Origin of the sequence: Pseudomonas sp. LS44, assembly GCF_024730785.1 — a bacterium.
Lineage (GTDB): Bacteria > Pseudomonadota > Gammaproteobacteria > Pseudomonadales > Pseudomonadaceae > Aquipseudomonas.
This window is the reverse complement of sequence record NZ_CP102830.1, coordinates 1,820,747-1,832,927: the sequence shown is the minus strand read 5'-3', so window position 1 is coordinate 1,832,927 and position 12,181 is coordinate 1,820,747. Positions and strand designations below refer to the sequence as shown.

Sequence of the window (12,181 nt, the reverse complement as noted above, 5' to 3'; positions counted from 1 at the left end):
AGCAAAACCAAGTGGCGGACGGGAACGTCACTTTCAGACCGGGCAGTCATCGTGACGGCCTGTAACACCCCCTGAGCAGCACTGGCTCCACCCCTCTCGACACGGGGCTCACGCTAGAGCCCCTACGCCCTCCCGCACAGCACACTGGCATGGTTTCTGCTCTTCCCCCTGCAGCCCCGGACGCGGGCATCCCCAAGGGCGCAAGGAAGCCCACCTCCAGCTTCATCTATCTCGAGAGCGCACATGAACAAGAAAAAAACCCTGCTCGCCCTCTGCCTTGGTGCTGCCTTTACCTTAAGTGGTCAAGCCCAAGCGGGATTGTTCGGCTCCAACGGTTATACCCAGACCAAGTACCCCATCGTCCTCGCTCACGGCATGCTCGGTTGGGACAGCATGCTGGGCATCGACTACTGGTATGGCATTCCCTCTGCCCTGCGAAAGGACGGAGCCACCGTCTACACAACAGAAGTGGCCCAGTTGAACACCTCGGAGGTACGTGGCGAGGATCTGCTCAAGGAGGTTGAGGAAATTGTCGCAATCTCCGGCAAGAGCAAGGTCAATCTGGTCGGCCACAGCCATGGTGGCCCTACCGCGCGATATGTCGCGGCGGTGCGACCGGATCTGGTCGCGTCGGTCACCAGCGTGGGCGCCCCACACAAAGGCTCTGCAGTCGCTGACCTGCTTCGCAAGATCCCGGAAGGTTCCGGCGGCGAAGCTGTCCTAGCGGGATTGGTGAATGCCGCCGGCAGTGTGATTCATCTGCTATCGGGCAGCAGTAGCACGTCACCCCAGGACTCCCTGGGCTCACTGGAATCGCTGAACAGTCAGGGGGCCGCGGTATTCAATGCGAAATATCCGCAAGGCATTCCGACCAGCGCCTGTGGTGAAGGCGCGTCCAAAGTGTCAGGGGTGAGTTACTACTCCTGGAGCGGGACCGCCCCCTTGACCAATGGCCTCGATCCGATGGACCTGATCACGGGCGCCGCTTCGCTGGCCTTCCCCGCTGGCGTTGCCAACGACGGTTTTGTCGAGCGCTGCAGTTCACACCTCGGCAAGGTGATCCGCGACGACTACCGGATGAACCATCTGGACGAGGTCAACCAGTTCCTCGGGTTGTCCAGCCTGTTCGAGACCGACCCGGTCACGGTGTACCGCCAGCAGGCCAACCGGCTGAAGACCGCCGGACTGTAACGGCTCCGGAAAAACAAAAGCCCGCATCGCGCGGGCTTTTGTTTTATACCGGCGTCGCTCAGTTGGCGATCTGGCGGTCCAGCGACAGCTTGCCGCCCCCCTCAATCAGCAACACGGCGCTGATCAGGCCGAGGATCATCGCGTACTCAAACCCGTTGGCAGTGATGAAGAAGCCATTCACCCAGTGCACGCTGGCAATCGCCACCAGCATCGCCACGATCAGTGCAGCCGCCGCCGGACGCACTAGCAGGCCGATCACCAGCGCCAGGCCGCCGAAGAACTCGGCACTGCCGGCCAACAAGGCCATCAGGTAGCCCGGGGTGATGCCTATGCTTTCCATCCATTGGCCGGTACCAGCCAAACCGTGGCCACCGAACCAAGCGAACAGCTTTTGCGAACCATGGGCGACAAAGGTCAAACCCGTGACGACACGCAGCAGAGTGATGCCGTAACCGGCGTGAGTGGAAAAAACAGCTTTGATAGTGGCGTTCATAGCGGCTCGCGTCCTTTTCCTGAGTGGGTTTACGGAGGCTAGCCTAAATTATTGACTCGATATTAACAGCGGAAAAAACCCGAGATACATATCGAATAATTAGATATTCAGCGTGCACTGATACGCTTCACCTGGCGTTCCAACGAATCGCGCTCACGGTCGTAGGTCAGGTAGTACTTGTTCACCGCGTTGACGTAACTGACGACGCCCATGCCCAACTGGTCCATGGCGATACGCTCGACCTGGAAGAACCATTGGTTGTTGTTCAAGCCTCGTCGACGAGCCTCGGCGCGCAAGCTTTGTACCCGCGCCGGGCCGAGGTTGTAGGCGGCCAGGGTGAAGGCCAGCTTATCGCGCGGCTTGATCTGCGAACTGTTGAAGTAGTTGCGGCGAAGCATGGCCAGGTACTTGGCGCTGGCTTGGACGTTGCCGTCCAGCGACTGCACATTGCCGACCCCGACGCTGCGCGCCGCGGCCGGGGTGATCTGCATCAGCCCGGTCGCCCCGCCGACACCCCGAGCTGCCGGATTCATAGTCGATTCCTTGAAGGCCAAGGCAGCCAGCGCCAGCCAATCGAAATCGTGTTGCTCGGCATAGCGCTGGAGCGTCGGACGGACTTTTTCCAGACGTTGCCGCTCTACCCGTCCGAGCGGCGAATGCACTTGATACAGACGCCGATAGACGCGCAAGAAGTCGGCATCTTGATCAGTCGGCATGTGATAGGCCTTGATGAAGTTGTTGACGCTGGCCCGCAGCATCGGTGCATCGCGGCGCACGAACCAACTCATGTTGCCCTGTTTACTCAGCACCAATTGCTTGTCGATGCGCAACTTGGGCATCACCTTGGCCCAGCGCTCGGCAATCGGCAGCTCGACCGCGGTGCGCGGCAAAATACCGGCCTGCACCATCTCCAGCACGTCCTCGACCGCCAGGCTGGGATCGACCCATTCGATCATCATCGGCGCCAGCTTGCGCTCGGCGAGCTTCTGATTGACCGCGCGCAACGCCTCCCCGGCCGCACTGCCAACTGGCAGGGCCAGGCTGCGTCCGGCCAACTGCTCAAGACGCTGATAACGGCGGTCGCCCTGGCGGCTAACCAGCACCAAGGGCACGTTAGTGCGGAACGCATCGGTGGGGCTGACGCTCTGGCCGCTGTGTGCGTCGAGCAATTCACCCGGGGCGACGAGATCGCCCTCGCCGCGCTGCAAGGCGGCCAGCAGCTGGTCCTTGGCTTTGGGAATGATCTTCAGGGTCAGGGTGCGGCTATCGCGGGCTTGGCTATTGAGGTATTGCTCGAATGCACGCAGGCGGTGGTATTCGATCCCAATGCTCTGCCCCTTGACCTCGCCGGAGCTGTTGCGACTCTGATTGACCAAGACGCGCAGCACCCTGCTACCACGGATCTCGGCGAGATCACGAGTACTGGCCGCGTGCTGCCAGGATTCGGCTGGTTCGACCAAACGTGCGGCCGCCGGCAACGGCAGCAGCAACAGGCAGAACAGCAAAAACAGCGGTCGCGTCATCCAATCTCCGGGGCGGATCGGTCCAAATTACGGGCCACCGATCGTCTAAGAGCACTACGCAATTCAGGGAAACTCCCCTGCGTGAGGGGCGCGGAGGTTCGCACAGCGCGCCGACGATGCCAACCCGAACGTCGGAAAAAGCGTTAACAACAGACACTAACTATATGTAATTGTTCAAATTATTTACAAAGTCATTGCTTTGATATGCTGCTCACCTTTGTTAGCAGGTAGAACCATGCAACTCATCGATATCGGCGTCAATCTGACCCACGCCAGCCTCGCCAAAGCGCCCGACGCCGTGCTCGAGCGAGCCTATCAGGCGGGTGTTTGTCAGTTAGTGCTCACCGGCACAAGTCTCGCCGGCAGCGAGCAGGCCCTGGCCCTTTGTCACCAGCTGGACGCCAGCGCCACCCGGTTGTTCTGCACCGCCGGCGTTCACCCCCATGACTCCAGCACCTGGACCCGCGCCAGCAGCGCACAACTGGAAGCGCTGTTGCGCGAACCGCTAGTGCGCGCCGTGGGTGAATGCGGTCTGGATTTCAACCGCGACTTCTCTCCCCGGCCCCAACAAGAAAAGGCGCTGGAGGAGCAGCTGGCGCTAGCCGTCGAGCTACAACTGCCGGTGTTCCTGCACGAGCGCGAGGCCGATCAGCGCCTGCGGGAAATTCTTCGCGATTTTCGCGATCAGCTGCCGGCCGCGGTGGTGCATTGCTTTACCGCCGACAAACGTGCGCTGTTCGGGTATCTGGATATGGATTTGCACATCGGTATCACCGGCTGGGTGTGCGATGAACGCCGCGGCACCCATCTGCATCCGCTGATGCGGGAAATTCCCCAGGGCCGCTTGATGCTGGAAAGCGATGCGCCCTACCTGCTACCACGCACGTTGCGACCTAAGCCCAAGCACGGTCACAACGAGCCGGCGTTCCTGACTGAGGTGCTTAACGAAGTTGCCCGCCACCGCGGCGAAACGCCGGAGCAACTGGCCGAACACACCACCGCCTGCGCGCGAGCGTTCTTCGCCTTGCCGGTGATCTAAAAATGTTAATCCGTAGCCCGGGTGTAATCCGGGGGGAAGCTGACGGCACCGCTCCCCGGATTGCATCCGGGCTACTAAGCAGACTAAGCGAACACCGTTACGGTCTGCCGGCTGATAGCGACCAGCTCGCCGCTGGGGCTCCACAGCTTGGCTGCAACATGACCATAGCCATCGCGGGCGTAGTCGATATCCGCCAGATACTGGCACCAGTCGAATGTGCTCACGGTTGGCACCGGCTGCACGAACTCGATGGTCCAGGTCAGCGAACTGCCCGGGGCGCGGGCGCTCAAGAACTGCAGTAGGGCTGGCGGCCAGGCATCGACCAGCGCCAGCAGATCGGCCTCATCCACCGGGCGATCTTCGCTTTCAGTGCGAAAACGCACCCAACCACCCATCTGCCGATTCGCCACGTTGCTGAACGGCATGCCACCCACCGCCCAGCGCATCGCCAGATGCTGAGTGAACTCCGGGGTGACGCCCTTCAGATAGGGCAATTCGCTGCATTCCGCGGCGGGACGCATTTGCGGAGCCGGCTCGGCGGGAACATCGATCACCGATTCGCGGGAGCCACCGAAGCTGCCCTGCACCAGCGTCACTACCTGGCCATCTTGCACGGCGCGGCCAAGCACCTGGCTGACCGCCTTGCCCTCGCGCAGCACTTCGACTTCGAAGCTCACCGGTACGTCCACCGTCAGCGGACCGACAAAGGTGATCGCCAGCGAGCGCACCGGGCGTTCAGCAGGCACTCGGGCACGCATCGCCTCATACACCAACGCCGCCGCCAGGCCACCAAAGCCAGCGCGACCCTGGCCCCAGCTGCCTGGCACGACCACACTCGACGCACTGCCGCGCACCGCTTGCTTCAATTCGGAAAATTTCATTACGACCTCAAAATAGAAATGCCCCGCGATCTTAGGGGATTGCGCAGCACCGATGAACCCGTGCGCAGGCGGCTATCACGCCAATTAGAGGGCGGAATGGCGCACTACCGGATTGGTCAATAAGGCTGAAGCGGCGCGCTGTGTAGCCCGGATGCAATCCGGAACCGGCGGCATAGATTTCCCGGATTGCATCCGGGCTACCGAGTCAACGCCTACAGGCGCCGCAGGTGGCAGGTCACTTCCTCGCGGTCGTGATACAGCTGCTTGCAGGCGATCGAGACTTTGATCTTGCGGGCGGCGAAGCCTTCTTCCATCCGCTGCAACAAGCGCCGCACTTCGGCGTAGCGCTGCTTCATCGGCAATTTGAGGTTGACCACGGCCTCGCGGCACAGGCCTTCGCCGATCCAGGTTTCCAGCAGCGCGGCGTTGCGCGCCGGCTTCTCGACGATGTCGCAGACCATCCAGTCCACCGGCTGCTTGGGCTTCCAGGTGAAGCCGTCGACCATCAGATGCTGGACCAGACCGGTATCCATCAGGCTTTCGGCCATCGGACCATTGTCGATGGCGGTCACCAGCATGCCGCGGCGCACCAGTTGATAGGTCCAGCCCCCTGGTGCGGCACCTAGATCAACGCCAGTCATTTCGTCAGACAGGCGCTCATCCCACTGCTCGCGCGGAATGAAGAAGTGCCAGGCTTCCTCGAGCTTGAGAGTCGAGCGGCTCGGCGCCTCGCGGGGAAACTTCAGGCGCGGAATGCCCATGGGCCACATCGCCGAATTGTTCGCTTCGGCCAAGCCGACGAACACTTCCCGGCCGCTTTTGAAGGTCAGCAGTAGACGCGGTTTATGCGGGTCTTCCACCAACTTGCCGGCCTTGCTCAGCGCCTTGCGCAGCGGCGCCTCGAATTTCTTGCAGAAGTTCGACAATTCCTTGCCGTCGTTGGTGTCCAGCACCTCCAGCCACAGGCTGCCGCACACCGGGAACTCGGCCAGCGCCTCGAGCAACACGCTGATGCGGTCGCTTTCCGGCAGCGCGACGAATTCGCCCCGTGCCCACTGGCGGGCGAATATCAGGCGATTGAAGCGCTGTCCACGCATCAGCTGCTCGGCACCGCCCGCTTCGCTGCAGACGAATTCGGCGCACGCGCTGTTCGGCTTGGCCTTGGCATAGCCGGCGACGTTCAAGCGGGCGGCGTGCTCACTGATTTCCGAGCAGACCTCGCCCTCGAACCCGGGGCGGCAATGCAATAACAAAGAGTTCATCGAGGCTTCTCCTAAGGCCGCGCATGATAGCGGAACAAGGAACCGGAACGGTGCCAGCCGGTCCAGTTAAACAGGCAGGCCGGAGCAAACCGAACTAGCGTCAAAGCTCCTGCATCGTTACCCGAGCCCGTGTCGCGCGGGCCACAAGGAGACAAAAATGCCCTCCCTGGATAGCCTGAACAGCCGACGGACGCTCGAAGTCGACGGCAAGCATTACGTCTATTTCGATCTGCCAGAGGCCGCCAAGAGCCTCGGCGATATCAGCAAACTGCCCATGTCGCTGAAAGTGCTGTTGGAAAACCTGCTGCGTTGGGAAGACAACACCACCGTGCACGCCGCCGACATCAAGGCGCTGGTGGACTGGCAGAAAACCCGCAGCTCCGAGCATGAAATCCAGTATCGCCCTGCTCGCGTATTGATGCAGGACTTCACCGGCGTACCGGCGGTGGTCGATCTGGCCGCCATGCGCGACGCCATGGCCAAAGCCGGCGGCGACCCGCAGCGCATCAACCCGCTGTCGCCAGTCGATCTGGTCATCGACCACTCGGTGATGGTCGACAAGTTCGCCAGCAAACAAGCCTTCGCGCAGAACGTCGAAATCGAGATGCAGCGCAATGGCGAGCGCTACACCTTCCTGCGCTGGGGCCAGCACGCGTTCCAGAACTTCAGCGTGGTGCCGCCCGGCACCGGCATCTGTCACCAAGTCAATCTGGAATACCTCGGCCGTACGGTGTGGACCAAAGATGAAAATGGCGAGACGTTGGCCTTCCCCGACACTTTGGTCGGCACCGACTCACACACCACCATGATCAATGGCCTGGGTGTGCTCGGTTGGGGCGTCGGCGGCATCGAAGCGGAAGCGGCCATGCTCGGCCAGCCGGTGTCGATGCTGATTCCCGAGGTGATCGGCTTCAAGCTCGCCGGCAAGTTGCAAGAAGGCATCACCGCCACGGACCTGGTGTTGACCGTCACCCAGATGCTGCGCAAAAAAGGGGTGGTGGGGAAATTCGTCGAATTCTACGGCGACGGCCTGGCCGAGCTGCCTTTGGCGGATCGCGCGACCATCGCCAACATGGCCCCCGAATACGGCGCCACCTGTGGCTTCTTCCCGGTCGACGAGATCACCCTGGGTTATCTGCGTCTATCCGGCCGCCCGGACGCCACCGTCAAGCTGGTCGAGGCCTACTCCAAGGCCCAGGGTATGTGGCGCGAGCCTGGCCATGAGCCGCTGTTCACCGACAGCCTGGAACTGGACATGAGCAGCGTCGAAGCCAGCCTGGCCGGCCCGAAACGGCCGCAAGACCGCGTCGCTTTGCCGCTAGTGCCGAAGGCGTTCGACGACTTGCTCGGTCTGCACCTCAAACCCGGGCCCAAGGAAGAAGGTCGCCTGCTCAGCGAGGGCGGCGGTGGCACTGCGGTGGGCAGCGCCGATACGTTCGGGGAGGTCGACTACGTCCATGAAGGCGCCACCCATCGGTTGAAAAACGGGGCGGTGGTGATTGCCGCCATCACCTCCTGCACCAATACCTCCAATCCCAGCGTGATGATGGCCGCCGGCCTGGTCGCGAAGAAAGCCATCGAGAAAGGCCTGACTCGCAAGCCATGGGTGAAGAGCTCCCTGGCGCCGGGCTCCAAGGTGGTCACCGAGTATTTGGATGCCGCCGGCTTGACCCCCTACTTGAACCAGCTGGGCTTCGATCTGGTCGGCTACGGCTGCACCACCTGCATCGGTAACTCCGGGCCGTTGCAGGAGCCGATTGAGAAAGCCATCCAGCAATCTGACCTGACCGTCGCCTCGGTGCTTTCAGGCAATCGCAATTTCGAAGGCCGCGTGCATCCCTTGGTGAAGACCAATTGGCTGGCTTCGCCGCCCCTGGTGGTCGCCTATGCCTTGGCCGGCAGCGTGCGATTGGACATCAGCACTCAATCGCTGGGCACCGACAAAGCGGGTCATCCGGTACATCTCAAGGACATTTGGCCGAGCCAGGCAGAGATCGCCGCAGCGGTGCAAAAGGTCGATACCGCGATGTTTCATAAGGAATACGCCGAGGTGTTCGCCGGCGATGCCAAGTGGCAAGCGATCCAGGTGCCACACAGCGATACCTACGCCTGGCAGGATGACTCGACCTACATCCAGCACCCGCCATTCTTCGACGATATCGCCGATGCCCCGCCGCATATCGGCGATATCCATCGCACGCGCATCCTCGCCCTGCTCGGCGACTCAGTGACCACCGACCACATCTCGCCGGCCGGCAACATCAAGGCCGATAGCCCAGCGGGACGCTACCTGCGCGAGCATGGCGTGGAACCGGTGGATTTCAATTCCTACGGCTCACGGCGGGGCAATCACGAGGTGATGATGCGCGGCACGTTCGCCAACATCCGCATCCGCAACGAGATGCTCGACGGCGAGGAAGGCGGCACTACCCTGCACATTCCCAGCGGCGACAAACTGGCGATCTACGACGCTTCGATGCGCTACCAAGAGGAAGGTACGCCGCTAGTGATCGTCGCCGGCAAGGAATACGGCACCGGCTCGTCGCGTGACTGGGCGGCCAAGGGCACCAACCTGCTGGGCATCAAGGCGGTGATCGCCGAGAGTTTCGAACGCATCCATCGCTCCAACCTGGTGGGCATGGGCGTTCTGCCCCTGCAATTCAAGGAGGGCCAGGATCGCAAGAGCCTGAATCTGACCGGCCGGGAGAGTCTGGATATTTGCGGTCTGGATGGCGTCGAACTGCATCCGAAGATGACTCTGAGCGTGGAAGTGCACCGCGAAGACGGCAGCCGGGCCAGCTTCGAAGTACTGTGCCGCATCGATACGCTCAACGAGGTGGAATACTTCAAGGCCGGCGGGATTCTGCATTACGTGCTGCGCCAGTTAATTGCCGGCTGAAGATCAGCGCGGCCCCGGGCGCCGCGCCTTCCTGCATTAGTGATCTCGAACCCCCGGCCAGCGGAGCCTGGTTCTCACCTACAGGCGGAGAGGCCAGCACATCCAGCGTGCTGAACCCGTGGTAGCTAACGTGGCTTAACTTTTCCGGCTCTCGGCCGATAGCTGGGCCAGCTACCAATGGATGCCCTTCTAATGCGCAACAATCAGCCCATCACCCAACGTGAACGCAGCTTCCCCGCAGAGCAGCGCCTGATTTCTACGACTGACCTCAAAGGCCAGATCACCTATTGCAACGACGCGTTCGTGGACATCAGCGGTTTCAGCTATGACGAACTGCTACGAGCTCCGCACAACTTGGTGCGCCATCCAGACGTGCCACCAGCGGTCTTCGCCCACATGTGGACAACCCTAAAGAAAGGTCGACCGTGGATGGGGATCGTCAAAAATCGCTGTAAGAACGGCGATCACTATTGGGTCAATGCGTACGTCACCCCGGTTGTGGAAAATAGCCAGGTCGTGGGTTTCGAGTCCGTGCGGGTCAAACCCAGCGCGGAACAGATACGCCGCGCTGAGGCTCTCTATCGACGGCTCAACGCTGGCCAGCCCGCCATCCCGCTCAGCGACCGCCTACTACCGTTACTTCGTTACTGGCTGCCTTTCATTGCGGTAGCGCTGCTGAGTTGTGTAATAGGCAACTGGCTGAGTAGTGGCTGGAGCTTTGCGCTGGCCGCCGCCCTGGCGATTCCGCTCGGATTGATCAGCCTGAGCGGGCAGAACGCCGGTCTGCGTCGCCTGTTGCACCTTGCCGAAAAAAGCACTTCGGACCCACTGATTGCGCAGATGTACACCGACAGCCGTGGCCCACATGGGCGACTCGAACTATCGATCCTTAGCCAGGAAGCGCATCTGCGCACCTGCTTGACCCGCCTGCAGGACAGCGCCGAAAACCTGACTCAGCAAGCCGGACAAGCCAACTCCCTCGCACAAAACAGCTCGAACGGATTAGAGCGCCAACGGATCGAGACCGAGCAGGTCGCAACCGCCGTAAATGAGATGGCCGCAACCACACTGGAAGTGGCCAGCAACGTCGCGCGCACTGCCATCGCTACCCAAGAGGCCAACAATCTGACCAGCCAAGGTCGCACCATTGCTGCAGAGACCCGCGAGGCGATCCAGCGGCTATCGGTATCAGTGGGCGAAACCGGAGAAACCGTTACACGCCTGGCTCAAGACAGTAACGAGATCGGCGGCGTGGTCGATGTGATCAAGGGCATTGCTGACCAGACCAACCTGCTGGCGCTTAACGCGGCCATCGAAGCCGCCCGGGCTGGCGAGATGGGCCGTGGTTTTGCAGTCGTCGCCGACGAGGTGCGCTCGCTTGCGCAACGCACCGCCGAGTCCACCGAGCAGATCCACCAGCTAATTGCCAAACTGCAGCGCACTGCCGAAGAAGCCGTGATGACAACGGAGATCGGTCGACGTCAGGCGGACGAGGGCGTTGAGCGCGTGCAACAGGCCGACCAAGCACTCTTGGGGATCAGCGACGCGGTCGCCAGCATCACCGACATGGCCAACCAGATCGCCGCGGCCGCAGAAGAACAGAGTGCGGTGGCCGATGAGATCAATCGCAACATCACCAACATCGCGCAACTCGCCGACCAAACCGCTGGCGAAGCCCAGAACACTGCGCAACTGAGCCGTGAACTGACCGCGACTGCTCAAAGCCAATCGGCGCTTGTCGAGCGTTTCAACCGTTAAAGCCAGGCCGTAGGGTGGAAAACCGCGAAGCGTTTTCCACCGGAAAAGCGGTGGATGTGAAAAGCGACATCCACCCTACGGCCCCGTCTGTAGGAGCGAATTCATTCGCGAAAGCCGCAGCGCCCTATCGCGAATGAATTCGCTCCTACAGAAAAGCGCCCTCAGCTCGAGATCAAGAAGCTCGCCACCGCATCCGCCGCGCGGTCCAGATGCTGGTCATGGGTAATGCCTGAGGCCTTCAACGGCTTCAGGTCATGATCGGCCGCCGCCAGCCAGCACAACTCGATTGCCGCCGACAGTGCGTATTGCGCCACGGCCGGGCGATCGCCCATGGCATCGCGCTCGCCTTGGACGATCAGCGTCCGCGTTTGTAAGGCCGCCAGGTGCGCCACTCGCGGTTTGTCGGCCTTGCCAGCGGCATGAAATGGATAACCCAGACAGATCAGCGCATCGACGCCCAGCTCATCGGCCAGCATGCTCGCCATCCGGCCGCCCATAGACTTGCCCCCAATAGCCAATTTGCCGCTGACCTGTTGCCGCACCCCGGCGTAAACCTCACGCCAATACGCTAGCAGTTGGGTCTGCGGGTTTGGCGGGCGTTTTCGGCCATCGACACGGCGCGCTTGCATATAAGGAAACTCGAAACGCGCCACGGCTATACCTCTATGAGCTAGTCGCCTGGCTATTGCAGTCATGAAATCACTATCCATTGGCGCACCAGCACCATGGGCAAGAATTAAGGTGGCTTGGATGATCGTGGCCGGCCGATCCCATAAAAACCAATCCTGCTCAGATCGAGGTTGATCAGATTCCGCCTTTGTCATGGCTTATTCATTTCTATAAAAATTCCAATAGCGTGCAGCGAAATAGCTGCGGATTTCATATGGCTTTCGTAACGTATGTTCCACACAGCGAAAGCTCGTACGGCAAAGCCCTACAGATCCAGCGGCAATTCTCGTCGCTGAGCTTCACCCGGCACTTTAGTGCTGCGACTGAGTGTCGCACCTCTCCGACCAGCAGCCCTCGCGAGGGTTGACCTTGGACTAATCTTGCCCAAATTGCCCGCATTCGGCGGATACCGGCTATCCCTCTTCTTCCACAATCCACCAACCTCTACCAGGGTCGCAACCAACAT

Annotated in this window: 9 protein-coding genes; 4 read left to right on the top strand and 5 right to left on the bottom strand. The window is 61.2% G+C overall.

The genetic code is table 11. The annotated features are described in order from the left end of the window. The first annotated feature begins 243 nt into the window (after window positions 1-243). Window positions 244-1,191, top strand: coding sequence for a triacylglycerol lipase (locus tag NVV93_RS08235; protein ID WP_258253941.1), 948 nt, complete (start codon window positions 244-246; stop codon window positions 1,189-1,191). Window positions 1,192-1,249: 58 nt separating this feature from the next. On the opposite strand, the gene NVV93_RS08230 is transcribed toward NVV93_RS08235, so the two are convergent. Together NVV93_RS08230 and NVV93_RS08225 are read right to left on the bottom strand one after the other, a co-directional pair. Next, on the bottom strand, window positions 1,250-1,684 hold the full coding sequence (locus NVV93_RS08230) for a DoxX family protein (RefSeq protein ID WP_258253940.1): 435 nt from the start codon (window positions 1,682-1,684) through the stop codon (window positions 1,250-1,252). 107 nt (window positions 1,685-1,791) lie between these two features. After that, window positions 1,792-3,207, bottom strand: a complete 1,416-nt coding sequence (locus NVV93_RS08225; RefSeq protein WP_258253939.1) for a transglycosylase SLT domain-containing protein — start codon at window positions 3,205-3,207, stop codon at window positions 1,792-1,794. Between the two features lie 235 nt (window positions 3,208-3,442). Here NVV93_RS08225 and NVV93_RS08220 point away from each other — a divergent pair, with 235 nt between their 5' ends. Next, window positions 3,443-4,246 (top strand): TatD family hydrolase, encoded by an 804-nt coding sequence (locus tag NVV93_RS08220; protein WP_258253938.1) that lies wholly within the window; start codon window positions 3,443-3,445, stop codon window positions 4,244-4,246. 83 nt (window positions 4,247-4,329) lie between these two features. On the opposite strand, the gene NVV93_RS08215 is transcribed toward NVV93_RS08220, so the two are convergent. Both NVV93_RS08215 and rlmM read right to left on the bottom strand, forming a co-directional pair. Further along, the gene (locus NVV93_RS08215; RefSeq protein ID WP_258253937.1) at window positions 4,330-5,127 is read right to left on the bottom strand and encodes an acyl-CoA thioesterase II; all 798 of its coding nucleotides are present in this window, start codon (window positions 5,125-5,127) and stop codon (window positions 4,330-4,332) included. A 212-nt stretch (window positions 5,128-5,339) separates the two neighbouring features. Further along, a complete protein-coding gene (rlmM, locus tag NVV93_RS08210) occupies window positions 5,340-6,389 on the bottom strand; it encodes a 23S rRNA (cytidine(2498)-2'-O)-methyltransferase RlmM (RefSeq protein ID WP_258253936.1) in 1,050 nt (349 codons plus the stop codon). Between the two features lie 157 nt (window positions 6,390-6,546). Between rlmM and acnA the strand changes: the two genes are divergently transcribed. Both acnA and NVV93_RS08200 read left to right on the top strand, forming a co-directional pair. Beyond that, window positions 6,547-9,288 (top strand): aconitate hydratase AcnA, encoded by a 2,742-nt coding sequence (gene acnA / locus NVV93_RS08205; RefSeq protein ID WP_258253935.1) that lies wholly within the window; start codon window positions 6,547-6,549, stop codon window positions 9,286-9,288. Window positions 9,289-9,480: 192 nt separating this feature from the next. Beyond that, on the top strand, window positions 9,481-11,046 hold the full coding sequence (locus tag NVV93_RS08200) for a PAS domain-containing methyl-accepting chemotaxis protein (protein ID WP_258253934.1): 1,566 nt from the start codon (window positions 9,481-9,483) through the stop codon (window positions 11,044-11,046). Between the two features lie 161 nt (window positions 11,047-11,207). On the opposite strand, the gene NVV93_RS08195 is transcribed toward NVV93_RS08200, so the two are convergent. Beyond that, window positions 11,208-11,870 carry an alpha/beta family hydrolase gene (locus tag NVV93_RS08195; protein WP_258253933.1) on the bottom strand — a complete coding sequence of 221 codons (663 nt, stop codon included), beginning with the start codon at window positions 11,868-11,870 and terminating at the stop codon, window positions 11,208-11,210. Between the last annotated feature and the right edge of the window lie 311 nt (window positions 11,871-12,181).